Source organism: Streptococcus castoreus DSM 17536, from assembly GCF_000425025.1.
GTDB classification, from domain to species: domain Bacteria; phylum Bacillota; class Bacilli; order Lactobacillales; family Streptococcaceae; genus Streptococcus; species Streptococcus castoreus.
In genome coordinates this window covers 22,924-35,820 of sequence record NZ_AUKZ01000018.1, presented here as the reverse complement: position 1 = coordinate 35,820, position 12,897 = coordinate 22,924, and the positions used below count along the sequence as shown (strand labels likewise).

The 12,897-nt window shown below is 35.6% G+C and carries 27 protein-coding genes and 1 pseudogene; 24 read left to right on the top strand and 4 right to left on the bottom strand.

Features of this window, described 5'->3' with window-relative positions; all coding sequences use genetic code 11:
* Positions 1 to 211: 211 nt before the first annotated feature.
* Positions 212 to 361, top strand: coding sequence for a hypothetical protein (locus tag H346_RS10670; protein ID WP_167320977.1), 150 nt, complete (start codon positions 212 to 214; stop codon positions 359 to 361).
* Here the strand turns inward: H346_RS10670 and H346_RS0106175 are convergent.
* Positions 347 to 562 (bottom strand): hypothetical protein, encoded by a 216-nt coding sequence (locus tag H346_RS0106175; protein WP_027970316.1) that lies wholly within the window; start codon positions 560 to 562, stop codon positions 347 to 349. The genes H346_RS10670 and H346_RS0106175 overlap by 15 nt on opposite strands.
* A 58-nt stretch (positions 563 to 620) precedes the next feature.
* Here H346_RS0106175 and H346_RS10510 point away from each other — a divergent pair, with 58 nt between their 5' ends.
* The 4 genes from H346_RS10510 (at position 621) to H346_RS10665 (ending at position 2,582) form a co-directional block, all read left to right on the top strand.
* Positions 621 to 779 carry a hypothetical protein gene (locus tag H346_RS10510; RefSeq protein WP_156888862.1) on the top strand — a complete coding sequence of 53 codons (159 nt, stop codon included), beginning with the start codon at positions 621 to 623 and terminating at the stop codon, positions 777 to 779.
* Between the two features lie 603 nt (positions 780 to 1,382).
* Entirely contained in the window at positions 1,383 to 1,598 is a 216-nt protein-coding gene (locus H346_RS0106160) for a helix-turn-helix domain-containing protein (protein WP_027970314.1), read from the top strand.
* A 33-nt stretch (positions 1,599 to 1,631) separates the two neighbouring features.
* On the top strand, positions 1,632 to 2,393 hold the full coding sequence (locus H346_RS0106155) for a phage antirepressor KilAC domain-containing protein (protein WP_027970313.1): 762 nt from the start codon (positions 1,632 to 1,634) through the stop codon (positions 2,391 to 2,393).
* A gap of 12 nt (positions 2,394 to 2,405) precedes the next feature.
* Positions 2,406 to 2,582 carry a hypothetical protein gene (locus H346_RS10665; RefSeq protein WP_167320976.1) on the top strand — a complete coding sequence of 59 codons (177 nt, stop codon included), beginning with the start codon at positions 2,406 to 2,408 and terminating at the stop codon, positions 2,580 to 2,582.
* Here H346_RS10665 and H346_RS10660 read toward each other — a convergent pair.
* Both H346_RS10660 and H346_RS0106140 read right to left on the bottom strand, forming a co-directional pair.
* The gene (locus H346_RS10660) at positions 2,555 to 2,698 is read right to left on the bottom strand and encodes a hypothetical protein (protein ID WP_167320975.1); all 144 of its coding nucleotides are present in this window, start codon (positions 2,696 to 2,698) and stop codon (positions 2,555 to 2,557) included. The two genes, H346_RS10665 and H346_RS10660, sit on opposite strands and share 28 nt — an antisense overlap.
* Positions 2,699 to 2,894: 196 nt before the next feature.
* The gene (locus H346_RS0106140) at positions 2,895 to 3,110 is read right to left on the bottom strand and encodes a hypothetical protein (protein ID WP_027970312.1); all 216 of its coding nucleotides are present in this window, start codon (positions 3,108 to 3,110) and stop codon (positions 2,895 to 2,897) included.
* 181 nt (positions 3,111 to 3,291) lie between these two features.
* On the opposite strand from H346_RS0106140, the gene H346_RS0106135 reads away from it, so the two are divergent.
* The 4 genes from H346_RS0106135 (at position 3,292) to H346_RS0106120 (ending at position 4,464) form a co-directional block, all read left to right on the top strand.
* Positions 3,292 to 3,546 carry a helix-turn-helix transcriptional regulator gene (locus tag H346_RS0106135; RefSeq protein ID WP_027970311.1) on the top strand — a complete coding sequence of 85 codons (255 nt, stop codon included), beginning with the start codon at positions 3,292 to 3,294 and terminating at the stop codon, positions 3,544 to 3,546.
* Positions 3,547 to 3,575: 29 nt separating this feature from the next.
* The gene (locus H346_RS10655; protein ID WP_167320974.1) at positions 3,576 to 3,716 is read left to right on the top strand and encodes a hypothetical protein; all 141 of its coding nucleotides are present in this window, start codon (positions 3,576 to 3,578) and stop codon (positions 3,714 to 3,716) included.
* 125 nt (positions 3,717 to 3,841) lie between these two features.
* Positions 3,842 to 4,009, top strand: a complete 168-nt coding sequence (locus H346_RS0106125; RefSeq protein WP_027970310.1) for a DUF6290 family protein — start codon at positions 3,842 to 3,844, stop codon at positions 4,007 to 4,009.
* Positions 4,010 to 4,191: 182 nt separating this feature from the next.
* Positions 4,192 to 4,464 (top strand): hypothetical protein, encoded by a 273-nt coding sequence (locus H346_RS0106120; protein WP_000370473.1) that lies wholly within the window; start codon positions 4,192 to 4,194, stop codon positions 4,462 to 4,464.
* Here H346_RS0106120 and H346_RS0106115 read toward each other — a convergent pair.
* Positions 4,454 to 4,834: a hypothetical protein gene (locus H346_RS0106115; protein ID WP_000568478.1), complete on the bottom strand. Its 381-nt coding sequence runs from the start codon at positions 4,832 to 4,834 to the stop codon at positions 4,454 to 4,456. The two genes, H346_RS0106120 and H346_RS0106115, sit on opposite strands and share 11 nt — an antisense overlap.
* Before the next feature lie 55 nt (positions 4,835 to 4,889).
* Between H346_RS0106115 and H346_RS0106110 the strand changes: the two genes are divergently transcribed.
* The 15 genes and pseudogenes from H346_RS0106110 to H346_RS10650 all read left to right on the top strand — a co-directional run bounded on the left by H346_RS0106110 (position 4,890) and on the right by H346_RS10650 (position 12,684).
* Positions 4,890 to 5,333, top strand: coding sequence for a hypothetical protein (locus H346_RS0106110; protein ID WP_027970309.1), 444 nt, complete (start codon positions 4,890 to 4,892; stop codon positions 5,331 to 5,333).
* Positions 5,334 to 5,449: 116 nt separating this feature from the next.
* Entirely contained in the window at positions 5,450 to 6,133 is a 684-nt protein-coding gene (locus H346_RS0106100) for a DnaD domain-containing protein (RefSeq protein ID WP_016480518.1), read from the top strand.
* A complete protein-coding gene (locus H346_RS0106095; RefSeq protein WP_027970308.1) occupies positions 6,120 to 6,902 on the top strand; it encodes an ATP-binding protein in 783 nt (260 codons plus the stop codon). Before H346_RS0106100 ends, H346_RS0106095 begins: the two co-directional genes overlap by 14 nt.
* Before the next feature lie 137 nt (positions 6,903 to 7,039).
* Positions 7,040 to 7,396, top strand: a complete 357-nt coding sequence (locus H346_RS0106085; RefSeq protein ID WP_027970307.1) for a hypothetical protein — start codon at positions 7,040 to 7,042, stop codon at positions 7,394 to 7,396.
* Positions 7,377 to 7,631: a hypothetical protein gene (locus H346_RS0106080; RefSeq protein WP_027970306.1), complete on the top strand. Its 255-nt coding sequence runs from the start codon at positions 7,377 to 7,379 to the stop codon at positions 7,629 to 7,631. Before H346_RS0106085 ends, H346_RS0106080 begins: the two co-directional genes overlap by 20 nt.
* Positions 7,632 to 7,808: 177 nt before the next feature.
* Complete coding sequence (locus tag H346_RS0106070; protein WP_027970305.1) at positions 7,809 to 8,291, top strand: siphovirus Gp157 family protein; 483 nt, start codon at positions 7,809 to 7,811, stop codon at positions 8,289 to 8,291.
* Complete coding sequence (locus H346_RS0106065) at positions 8,292 to 8,966, top strand: ERF family protein (RefSeq protein ID WP_027970304.1); 675 nt, start codon at positions 8,292 to 8,294, stop codon at positions 8,964 to 8,966.
* Positions 8,959 to 9,276, top strand: a pseudogene (ssb, locus tag H346_RS0106060) (single-stranded DNA-binding protein); the annotation flags it as partial. The gene H346_RS0106065 and the pseudogene ssb, both read left to right, overlap by 8 nt.
* 88 nt (positions 9,277 to 9,364) lie before the next feature.
* Entirely contained in the window at positions 9,365 to 9,643 is a 279-nt protein-coding gene (locus H346_RS0106055; RefSeq protein ID WP_027970302.1) for a hypothetical protein, read from the top strand.
* Positions 9,640 to 9,978 (top strand): helix-turn-helix domain-containing protein, encoded by a 339-nt coding sequence (locus H346_RS0106050; protein ID WP_003057278.1) that lies wholly within the window; start codon positions 9,640 to 9,642, stop codon positions 9,976 to 9,978. The genes H346_RS0106055 and H346_RS0106050 overlap by 4 nt, the downstream gene beginning before the upstream one ends.
* Positions 9,979 to 9,980: 2 nt before the next feature.
* A complete protein-coding gene (locus tag H346_RS0106045) occupies positions 9,981 to 10,229 on the top strand; it encodes a hypothetical protein (protein WP_027970301.1) in 249 nt (82 codons plus the stop codon).
* A 186-nt stretch (positions 10,230 to 10,415) separates the two neighbouring features.
* Entirely contained in the window at positions 10,416 to 11,243 is an 828-nt protein-coding gene (locus H346_RS0106035) for a prohibitin family protein (RefSeq protein ID WP_027970300.1), read from the top strand.
* Positions 11,244 to 11,257: 14 nt separating this feature from the next.
* Positions 11,258 to 11,659, top strand: coding sequence for a hypothetical protein (locus H346_RS0106030; RefSeq protein ID WP_027970299.1), 402 nt, complete (start codon positions 11,258 to 11,260; stop codon positions 11,657 to 11,659).
* A gap of 125 nt (positions 11,660 to 11,784) precedes the next feature.
* A complete protein-coding gene (locus tag H346_RS0106025; RefSeq protein WP_027970298.1) occupies positions 11,785 to 12,360 on the top strand; it encodes a site-specific integrase in 576 nt (191 codons plus the stop codon).
* 153 nt (positions 12,361 to 12,513) lie between these two features.
* Positions 12,514 to 12,684, top strand: a complete 171-nt coding sequence (locus tag H346_RS10650) for a hypothetical protein (protein WP_167320973.1) — start codon at positions 12,514 to 12,516, stop codon at positions 12,682 to 12,684.
* Positions 12,685 to 12,897: the final 213 nt, after the last annotated feature.

Genomic DNA, 12,897 nt, shown 5'->3' with positions numbered 1-12,897 from the left:
AAAGGAGGTACAGCTGATGAAGTCGAGGCTAAACAAAAAGCCTAAACACAAAGAACTAGAAGTCGAAATCAAGATCCTTTGGTTTAAGCTTAGGGTTCACTACTCAATAGAGTGGTGACAATACCAAGAGGGCTAAGTAGCCCTCTCCCCTAACGGGGTAAGTTTAGTTTAGCACATTGGCTGTATCTCCGCAAGAATGAAAGGAGAGGTTATGAGTGAACGAAATGAAAAATTTATCGGAGTGCTAAAAGATATGCACATGCAAATTTTGCGAGATTTCGTAAACGCAGAAGACCCCTTAACAAGGTGCGAACTTGCTAAAGGGTTCCTCGAAATTGGCGACTACTTATCGAAACAATGATTCGCCACGGTCATAAGCTTCGGCTATAACTTTACCATTATTGATTTGTTCTTGCTTTTCGGCTTCAACGAAAGGTAAATTATGTTGCTTAATAGCTTCTACAGAATCTTCATAAAGTTTGATTTTATCTTCGATAGACAAAGTAGGACTAGAAGAAGCGACAATAGCGAGAGCTAAGTCTTTTGAGTTAGAAATTTTCATTAGCTTATCCTCCTTTCCGTTAGGATAAGTTGATTATAACATTTTTAGGAGGCACAAAATGAATTGGAAAAAGCTAATGCTTGGCGACTTAGAACACACGTTTACCAGTCGTGACAGCAAGGAAAAAACAAGCATTGAATTTGAAGGTGGCTTATTGCCAGCGCTATTGGTGTTAGGTGGTATCGCTTGGATGATTGCTTGGTTTGTTACAAAATAAAAACTCCCATGAGGGAGTAGGAGGTGAAAAAATAATAGTCTTTCAAATATTATTTGTATTAGTTTGCGGAACTCTATTAATGTCAATACATTCTCTCGTACTTGTTTTTGTATTCAATTTATTTTCGTTGCTTGAAAACAAGCTTAAAGATAGGTATTACAAGGGCGATAAAAGCAATGGTGGAGGTGATGAAAGTAAACACTAATTCATTGGCAGTCAGAGAAAGAGTGATTACAGTGGCAAATGAAACATACAGAGCATTACTTATTTCTACTAATTTAGCATATTTCTTTTTTATTTCAGCATTTAATGAATAATAAATATAATCCAGTGTTAGAAGAGGTAAAACAAATATTAAATCAATGATTATAAATTGAGTGAGGAATTTAACCCAATTAAATTTACTGGATATAATGAAATAGCTATCTGTGACCCAGTCGAAATCTACTAGAAGTACTAGTTTTGTCATCCAAAAGAGAGATACTCCAACAATGATGACTATTGTCATCAACTGAATTATATTTAATATTTTGAATAAATCCTTGTACATTTTTTACCTCACATTTTTATTTAAATTATACCACATAGAAAGGGGGTGGGGGAATGACGAAAATGACGTTGAAAATGCTTAGGGTTTCGAAGAATTGGAACCAAAAAACAGCAGCTAAAAAACTAAAAATTTCAGTTTCGAAATTAAGCAATTGGGAAAATGCAAAAACATTTCCAGATGCTATTGAAATAAATAAAATAGAGAAACTATACGATGTCAACTACTCTGATATTATTTTTTTACCAACAAAACACGGTTTAACCGTGTAAATCAATAGGCAACACAACACTAGAAAGGACAGTATGCAAGAGATTTTTAACTTTAAAGGACGAGAAGTCCGAACAGTAACGATTAATGGTGAACCTTACTTTGTGGGTAAGGATGTAGCAGATATCTTAGGGTATCAAAATGGTAGTCGAGATATTAATCGGCATGTTGAAGAAGAAGATAAGCTGAAGTACCGTTTCGGTACCTCAGGTCAAGATAGAGAAATGACAATCATCAACGAATCTGGTCTCTACTCATTAATCTTGTCAAGCAAACTTCCACAAGCGAAAGAATTCAAACGCTGGGTCACAAGCGAAGTGCTACCAGCTATCCGCAAGCATGGTGCTTACGTCACAGACTATAAAGCAGTGGACTTATTGACGAATCCTAATGCGTTAGGGAACTTTTTACAAGGTCTAACGGAGCAGGTTAAACGTTTAGAAACGAAGATTGAAAAAGATAAGCCTAAGGTACTATTTGCAGACGCTGTGAGTGCTAGCAAATCATCTTGTCTGATTGGTGAGTTAGCTAAAATCCTGAAACAGAATGGGATCAATATTGGTCAGAATAAGCTCTTTCAGTGGTTACGAGCCAACGGCTATTTAATTAGCAGACGCGGTGAGTCTTGGAATCAGCCAACGCAAAAAAGTATGCAACTTGGATTGTTTGAACTCAAAAAAACAGCTATCAATCACTCTGACGGTCACACCACAACAAATGTAACCCCAAAAGTTACTGGTAAGGGGCAACAATACTTTATTAATAAGTTCCTTAATCAGGAATATCTACCAGTTTAAAAAGGAGATGGCATGAACGAAACACAAAACAAATTTTTAAATTTAATGCAAACAGTATTAGACGAAATTAAAATCTCTGAAGACGACTACAGCGCACATATGCTAAACACTTGCTTAAGTCATCTAACAGAGGCAAATAAAGATTACTTAGATGTTTTACATCACAATTCAGATAAAAATCGTTTGTAATAATCTTTATATTTTGTGATTTGAGTAAAGCTTACATGATGATATTTTTCTTGAGAAAATTCAGCAGTCATCATAGCAATAGCCAAATCGTGAGCAATTTGTTCTTTTGAAATCATAACCTTCCCTCCTTCCTAATAGGATAACTAAATTATACAACAGAAAGGAACCCCATGAGACCAAAACGATATCCGTATACACAAAAAAGACCCTTTCCGAGTCAAGAAAGAGTCGCAAGTTATAGATTGGCTATTGAAGAGTTAAATTCTTTAGCACCAACAGCATCCGAAACACTAAAGAAAAAAATAGAAGAAGCTAAAAAATATCATTTGAGTTTTCTGAAGCCTTTTGATCTTGATTTTCTTCTAAACGAGCAAGAATCTCAGCTTCATGTTGAATAAGAATTTTTTGAATATGTTCCTGGACTTCACGAACTCTAACTGGTTCGAACTTACTTCTATCACGAACCAATTCAATAATTTCGTCGATTTCTCTTTGAATATAACGACCAGGAATATATTTATCAACCATGTAATTTATCCTCCTTTCTAGCATATTTGACTAACGACTTCATAAGGAATAGATGGTTTGTCATAAATCAATTATAGCAGAAAGAGGGGGCATAGAAGAATTTATATACAACAAAAAAGTCCGACGGGAATCGGACTCAAAACTAGATTAATTTACTTAATTATACCACAAGGAGATCGCTATGGACAATATCTTAATGAGTTTGTCCGACTGGATAAAAGAAATTATCGAAAAAACAGTTGATAGGTTAGTCCAAATGAAATTAGACGAACTCAACGCTGAATTATGGACTAGAGAAAAAGTAGCAGAGAGGCTTAACATGAGCCCCAGCACTTTTGACAAATACTACAGATACGACAAAAATTTTCCAAAGGAATTGCCGGCTGTCCGTTGGAAAAAAGCTGAAATCATAGCTTGGCTAAATAACAAATATTAAGACTTTTGGACGAGGTCGAGGAGTATAACATGAAACTATTAGATTTTATTTTTGCAAAACCAAAAAAACAAGATGAAAAACCAAAATGGACGATTGAAAATAACGGCTGGGAAGCTAGTGCACGTAGATACAACCAGCTGCATGGTTTACCTGGTAAGCAGGTTTGGTAGAAAACACATAGTCCTTTGACAACTGAATAGGGTACCTTGAAAAAATATTAAAAAAGTTTGATTTAGGGGTTGACTTATGTCTGACAAAAGAGTTATAATAATTATGTCAGACGAAAGGAGGAGTTATGACTGACAATCAACGAAAAATAGGTCGCCCGACAACTGACCCTAAGAATCTTCGTGTGACGATAAGGTTTAATGATGAGCAAAGTCAAAAAATAAAAGACTATTCTCAAAAGAACAATCTTACCACATCTGAAGTTATTAGAAAAGCTGTTGATGACCTAAAATAAAAAATGACCCTGCAACGTAATCTACTTTGGCGAGCTGATACGTTACAGAGTCCCCGACCTGAAAACAGGTACACAAATATATTATCATGTGTACCCTTTTCAGTCAACCTGACAAGGGTATTTTTTGCGCCCTTGTTGTTTAGATAAGGGTTTTTATTGTACCCAAAAATAGGAGGAACACAATGGATAATTCAAAACTAGAAAATCATCAAAAAGTAACGGTAGTCTGTACAGATTTTAATGTCTATTTGAATGGAATACGACTTACTGGAGCTAGACCAGAAACCGCTAAATTAGCTGAGAGATGCGGAGAGAAACTCATTACACTAAGTCTAGTAGTTACAGATTTTGATGACCATAGAACACCTAAGATGGCGGATATGGCAAAGGAGGCTGAGATGGCTAATAAAACATTGGACTGGGAGAAAAAGCATTTCTATAAATCTAATAAATAATGTATCTCAGAGCGTTATAGATTGATTCTGGATTTTGCGAAACTCCAAATTCATTAAGCCATTCGATAACCTCGGTTTCTACCTGCCCGATATATCCAAGAAAATACATGCCTTTTGGTGTCAGACCGTCAATTGTATATATTCGCCTATCTAATCTCGGCATTTCTGTGGCAGTAACTAAATCTTGTTGGATCAAACAATCTAGGGTGTAAAAAATAATTTCTTCAACTTCTCGATAAGGGTATTGAGAATATATCCTTTTTCCTTCTTCTGTTGCAATAAGGTATTGAAGTAAATCTACACCCGTATCCAACTTATGATATCCGATGGCTTCAAGTGAATTTTTGTATAAAGAATAGTAATCAATCATACACTTCTCCAAGTATTTTATTTTAAATATAACAAAATAGTAAGAGGAAAACAATATGGCTAAAACTTACACATTAACTGAAGAAGAATTAAATGAATTAGTAGCTGAGCGCATGAAACAAGCGAAAGAAAAACGCACACCGCAAGGGCTATTCAAAGATGTCAGCTTTGATGATGAATTGATTCCGATCAATGAAAAATATCCAAAAGTACTCAAGAAATTAAATCGTGAACGTGCTTATAAACCAGAAAAACACGTATTCAATCAGACACCAAAAGTTTTTGGTGTGGACAACGATATTAGTTATAGCAAAATTACAACACATGACGTGCACAATCATATTCGTTTGCTTGTCCTAAATGTCTTTGGTAAAAGTCAAAATAAGGAAGTATTGCCTGAGGAATATGACCAAGCAGTAGAACTTTACAAGGAATTGAAAGAATGGTTTGTGTCTAGCTATGATAAGCGATTAGAGGGATTGGTGCTAGAAGATGATTAAAAAATTCTGCGTTAACTACTTACTAAAACAGATTGACAAAAGCAAATTAGAAACAAGAGATAAGGCAAAGTTAAACCACTTTATCGCACTAGTGGACTACAAGTTAGGAGGATAAATTGGGTAATAGAAGAATGATTAGCAAAACAGTCACTCAGACACAAAAATTTTTAAGACTTCCATTGGAAACACAAGCTTTATATTTTCATTTAATACAAAACGCTGACGATGATGGGGTTGTCGAAGCTTTTCCGGTTGTTAGAATGATTGGTTCTAGCGAAGATAGCTTGGGGTTGCTGGTTATAAAACAATTCATAAAACCCTTGAATGACGAAATGGTTTACTTCTTAACGGATTTTCGTGAGCAGAACACCATACGACGAGATAGATATACTCCTAGCGTTTATAAAGATTTATTAGTTGGTCTACCAATCGGCAACCAATCGGCAACCAGTGGTAAACCCAATATAAGTAAAGACAATACAAGTAAATATAATACAAGTAAAGATAAGACAACTACTAACAGTATATTTGATTTTATACAAAATGAGTTTGGTCGGTTGTTGTCTCCTTCGGAAATCGAAACTATTAATGATTGGTTAAATAATCTCAATTATCAAGAACAAATTGTAAAAGAAGCTATTAAAAGAACTAAGCTCCAAGGAAAAACAAATTTAAATTATTCTAGTGGGATCTTGCGCAATTGGAAAGACGACAATATCACAACAATTGAGCAAATAGAGGTTAAAGAGAAATCCAGAAAATCTAAACAAGAAGAGGTATCGGAATATGATACTTGGTGATGAAAACGCACTTGCTAAAATCGCTATATCTTATCAACAAAACACCAAGAAAGAAGATGCTGTCTGTGAAAAACACAGTTGCAACTATATCACAATCCTTAAAACTGGTTTGACAATGTGTCCGCAATGTCACAAAGAAGAGCTTGAAAATCAAAACAACTTACACGTTCAAAAGCAATATGAGAAAGAGCTTGAAAATAAACGACTGTACTATCTCAAAAAGTTGTCAATTATGGACAGCGAATTAGAGAATGCCTCATTTGATAATTTTAGGGCAGAAACGGCTAAACATAAAGAGGTACTCTCTTGGGCTAAGGCGATGGCTAACGATTGGTTTATTGGCGGCAAGGGAAACATCATCATGACTGGCAAAGCAGGACGAGGGAAAAGCCATTTAGCTTATAGCATCATTAGGGGGCTGTCTGACAAAACTAAAAAATTGGGATTACTTGTAAATGTTACTGACTTACTGTCAGAGATAAAGCGAGACTTTAGCAAGGAAGCATTTTGGATGGATAAGCTAAAAGATGTCGATTATCTGGTGCTAGATGATCTAGGTGCCGAAAAAGTTAGTGACTGGTCCACAAGTATTATTTACAGCTTACTTAATAAGCGTACCAATACAATCATTACTACCAATCTGACACCTGCCGAAATCAGAAAAATTTATGGAGAGAGAATTGCATCCCGTATCAGAAAAGGCTGCGACAAAAGTCATATCATGGAATTTGATGGCATGGAGGACGAAAGGATGAAACTATGGAATTGACACTAACAACATTTTTCGGGCTATCCGAGGAACATGCTGCAAAAATCATGGCGCTAGACGAAGATGTCCGAGCAAAGAAAATCGAAGAATTGAGAGCATGGAGAGAATGCTCAAAAGTAACGTTTTAGGAGAGATATATGGGGTTACTAAATCATTTAACAAACTTAGAAAAGCGAGTGTTTTGCTTTATCCCAATGGGAGCGGAACGCAAGGTGTCTAACGAGGAAATTAGAAAGACTTTTGGGTTAACCGATAGAGAGGTTAGACAGATTGTTTATGACTTAATCCAGAAAGGGGTACCTGTTGTCGCTAGCAAGCAAAAAGACGGCGGCTATTACCTGCCAACTACAAAAATGGAACGTCAAGAAGGTCTTAGAGCCAATAAAAGTCAGGTCAGGTCAGAGATTAAGCGAATAAAAGCGGTTGAATCTGTCGATTTAAACGAGTTCGCAAAAGCCGCTAGCGAGGTGCGAAATGGTCGAAATCAGAATTAACGGCGAGCTCGTAACCTTTGACAGCAATTTTAGAGATGCGCTTATCTTTACGATTGACTGTCTTAGAGGCAGTGAAGAACCTACGCTAAAGCGGACTTATCAAGAATTTAAAGACTATACGGATGAGGACTTGATGGACTATATCGAGACGGAATTTGATGTATGGCCAGAGCTAATCGTTAATCGCAGGATTGACAGCAAGTGGTCCACTAAGCAACACATTTTAGATGATTAAACATGGGAAAATCAGATTTTAAATTTAGCGATGACTGGGAGAGCAACTATTTTGAGGTCCAAGCTCTGCTCGGGCAAGAGATAGACAAGTTACAAAATAGAGTTGTCCAGTTAGCAAATGAAAACAGAAGATTAAGGGCCGAAAATTGGCAGTTAAGACACAGACAGAGGAAATAACATGGCTTATTTATACGAATTAGAAGGTATTTACGCACAATTACAGTCAATGGATTTAGACGAAGAAACATTCCAAGATACACTTGACAGTATTGATTTTCAGACGGATTTAGAAAACAACATTGAATATTTTGTCAAAATGTTAAAAAATGTGCAGGCTGACGTCGAAATGTATAAAGCTGAAAAAGAAGCTTTTTACAAAAAGCAAAAGCAAGCAGAAGCTAAAGCTGAAAAATACAAAGAGACGATTAGGCTCGCAATGGAATTGAGCCGGAAGAAAAAAGTTGACGCTGGAATGTTTAAGGTATCTTTGCGAAGAAGCAAAAAAGTTGAAATTTTAGATGAAACAAAAATTCCTCTTGCTTACATGCAAGAAAAAATCGAATACAAACCAATGAAATCTGAAATCTCGAAAGCTTTGAAATCTGGAATAGAAGTATCTGGAGTTGAACTAATCGAAACAGAAAGCTTGCAGGTAAAGTAGATGAAAAAATCAGAAAGTATAACAGAATACGCTAAAGCGTTTTGTAAAGCCCAGCTAGAAGTAAAACAACCATTAAAAGACAAGGATAACCCATTTTTTAAAAGCAAATACGTACCACTTGAAAATGTTACAGAAGCAATTACGACAGCTTTTGCTAACAACGGAATATCTTTTTCGCAGGATCCGACAACAAACGCAGAAAACGGTTATATCGATGTTGCAACGCTTGTCATGCACACGAGCGGCGAGTGGGTGGAGTACGGGCCTTTAAGTGTTAAACCTACAAAAAATGATGTACAAGGCGCTGGTTCGGCTATCACTTACGCAAAACGCTATGCACTATCGGCAATTTTCGGGATAACAAGCGATCAAGATGATGACGGCAACGAAGCTAGTAAACCAAACAATTCCAGCCAATCGCTAAAAGCTATAACTAAAAAAACACAAAAGACAGGATATCAAACACCAAAAATCAGCAATATCCAAGTCGAGACTTACAAGTCTGATTTAAATGATATTGCGAAAACCACAAATCAAAATGTCGAAGAGCTAACAAAATGGCTAACCGATACCTTAAAAGTTAAATCACTTGAAGATTTGCATACAGAACAGATTGTGTCGACTGATGATTTGATTAATAAATTAAAAAAGAGAGCAGGACTAAAAAATGATTAATAATATTGTGCTTGTAGGTCGCATGACCAAGGATGCAGAACTTCGTTACACACCAAGTCAAGTAGCTGTGGCCACCTTCACGCTTGCAGTTAACCGCAGATTTAAAGAGCAAAACGGAGAACGAGAAGCTGATTTTATTAACTGTGTGATCTGGCGCCAACCTGCTGAAAATCTAGCAAACTGGGCAAAAAAAGGTGCCTTAATCGGAATTACGGGTCGTATTCAGACACGTAATTACGAAAACCAACAAGGACAACGTGTTTATGTAACAGAAGTGGTTGCCGAAAGTTTTCAAATTTTAGAGAAGCGTGATAATACAGCTAACACAAATAGCTTAGCTGATAATATGCCAGACTATGGACCAGAACCAGACTTACCATTTTAGGAGTAATTAATAAATGATATATTTACAAGGCGAAGGTATAAAACCAGAAAATATGACTATTGACACGAGTGGGGTTCAGGCATTACAGTCAACCCTTGACTATATCAACTTTTTAGAATCAGAGAAAAGCAGATGCTATAAAGAGTTGGAAGATAACGAAGCTTGTATTGCCAGACTCAAACAGTCGAATATAGAGCTAACTCAAAAAGTTGTTGATGTGACGTGGAAGGATATGAGAAGGGTAGCTAAAGCCCGGTTATCTCGTAGAAAATATGGGGTTAAAATCGGATGAAACTAAGAATTAAATACTTACGTCAAGCATTAGGCTTAACTCAAAGTGCTTTTGCTGCTAAAGCTCACGTTAACAAAAATATGATAGCTAACTATGAGTCTCAAAATTCAAATCCAAGTTTAAAACAGATTGAGAAAATCGCATTGGCATTTAACGTTGAACCAGCATGGCTTGCAGGATGGGATACAAAACCTCAAATTGTTATCAAAGAAAAAGTTGTCAGGGTTCAGGACCCATCAGCTCGTATTCCAAATGATTGGAAAAATGATGAGTGTGGTAGGTTGATTAAGTGGAAAGAATCTAGAAAACAGTTATATAAGTCATGTGGAGGATAAAAATGTCTCATATTACTATTACTCTTGAAGAAGATATACTAGTAAACTTAATTTTTGCCGCTGCTCAAAGTTCTTGTGGCTTTGATAGGAATATTATTAAAGAAAACCAGATGTGGCATTTACATTGTTGTGATTATAATCAGCCCATTTATGAGGTATTGAAACAAATCAATATTGATGATATTCAAGATTCTTACAATAAAGATTACCTCAAAGAAGTAGTTGAAAAAGGGAAGGAATTTTTTCAATGAAAATAAAGATAAACGGTAAGTTTAACGCATTTCTGACATTCATCCTACATTTTATTGTGATTGATTGGATTTGGAAAGCGTTAGAAATTGCTTTTTTAGGAAAAATCAATGGAAATGATGCAGACTCTATTTTATTAATATTGTTGTGTTTATATATTACTTGGACTTTGGAATAGGAGAATAAAGATGAAAAAAGAAGAAAAATTAGTATTTACAATCGCATTTCTTATTATTGGTGGTGTATTTTTCAGAACAACTGCGGTAACACGTATTCCAGCGAATACAGTTGGCGTAAAGGTATCTGCAACTTCGGGTGTACAAAAGCAAACATTATCAACTGGTTATCATTTAAAAGTGCCTTTTATTGATAAAATCTACAAGATGCCTACCAGTGTGCAACAAAAGAAAATCAAAAAGATTACCACTCAAACAGAGGATGCTCAATGGCTAGATACGACACTTGATGTCAAATATCGAGTGTCTGAAAAAAATGCTATGAATGTCTTTAAGGACTATCAGAGTATGGAAAATGTCAATAAATCACTCATAAAAGCAGCCGTTCAAAGAGCAGTTGAGCAAGTGACAGTTAACTATGATATTTACGAAGCTCTAGGCTCCAAACGTAATGAACTGTATGCAGAAATTGAAAAATCATTATCTGAACGGTTAGCGAAAGAATCTATTGAGCTTGTATCGGTAACCCTAACTGATCAAGATGCAGGAGATGAAATTGAAAAAGCTATCAAAGATGAGTCTGTTAAGCAAAAGCAAGTAGATTCAGCTAAACAAGACAAAGAAAAAGCTAAAATTGAAGCTGAAACCAAGCAAATACAGGCTCAAGCAGAGGCGGATGCTCAAGTGATTAAAGCCAAAGGAGAAGCTGAATCCAACAATACAAAGGCTGCATCAATCACCGACAATTTAATAAAAATGAAAGAAGCCGAAGCTAGGTATAAACATGGCTGGGTTGAGGTACAGACATCTGGCGAAGTCATCACAAATAAGGGGCAGTGATAAGTGGGGTAAAAATGAAACTATCCAAAAAAGATTACGATTTACTCGATAAGGAGTTGATGCAATTCAAAGATATTGACAAATCTATTGCAACAAGACAGATGGAATTGATGTCCAAAGATGGCATTAACTTTATAACTTATCGCACAAACGGTCTTCTCAATCATCCAGATATGATAGTTGAGAAGTGGAGTGATGACCTGATTTTACGCAACATGGATATTTTTAAAGAGACTGTCCAAAAACTTATTGAGGAAATGGATAATGAGCAGAAAGAAATATTTTCTTTACATTGGCTTAATCATCAATATAGTTGGGAGGAAGTCATGTTTTACATCAATTGTAGTAAGTCATCAATCTACCGCAAGCGTAAAGCAATTTTAAAAATTTACGCTAAATTGAAAGGTTGGCACTAAAAGCATATTGTAGTGCCACAAAAAAGAAGTTATTATGATAGCGTGAATTATTGAATATCATTATTTCTGAGTAAAAGGCAAGGACAATCCGTTCTTGTCTTTTTGTTTGTAGGAGGTGAGACAGATTGAAGATAGTACAGCCAATCAGAGACACTGATCAGATTGATATGATGAAAGACTATTTGAAAGGTTGGAATCCAAGAAATTTTCTACTGTTACTGTTTGGATTAAATACTGGTTTGCGAATAGGTGATATTTTACCTCTCAAAGTTAAGGATGTCACTGCTGGCAACTATATAGATATTATCGAGCAAAAGACAGGTAAGCAAAAACGGTTTCCAATTAATAAAACTCTCAGACGAGAGATAGATAAGTATATCAAAGATAAGCAATTAAAGTCTTGGGATTACTTATTCGAGAGCCAAAAAAAATGTACTGAGCCAGGAAAAGAGGGCCAGAAGAAACCAATAAGTCGAGAGCAAGCATGGAAAATACTAAATAAGGCTGCTAAGCAATTTGGCATACATCACATTGGAACACACAGCATGAGAAAATCATTTGGTTATCACATGTACCAAAAAACTCAAGATATAGCCATGCTGATGGAGATGTTTAATCATTCTTCACCAGATATTACTTTAAGATACATTGGCATTAACCAAGAAAAAATAGATGATGCAGTGGCTGATTTCAGCCTATAATATTTTTTTAGTTTTACTTAATAACACAAAACGAAAAAATGTTGCATTACCTTTTTAGGAATTTGAGTGTAGCTCAGTAATCATAGTTGATTTAGTCGCTATGTGGGAATTTAACAATATATAAGATATGTGACATTGAGAGAGGAAAAATAAATGAGACCTAAACGTTATCCATATACAAAAAAACTCTTGGAAGGGGAAACCAATAAAGTCTATGCTTATGGTTCTACTGATCCAATTTATACTGTTAAAAAACTGAGTAAAATTCAAACAACAATGCTTTTAAATAAAGCTAGAGATGCAAATAGATTGCTAAACAAGTAAAGGTGGATTGTTATGTACAAAATAGCGCCAAAAGGAATGATAATGTTTATCGCTAACAAATATTGCGAAGTAAGACCCAAAAGCATCCACAATGGAATCGAGTGGGCTTGGAAATGGTATCAGCATTTTAACGAAGGAAGTTTGGTGCCATCTGAATGGATAGTGTATCACGATCAATTTAAAAGGGAACACGATTATCCATGTTTTAAAAAA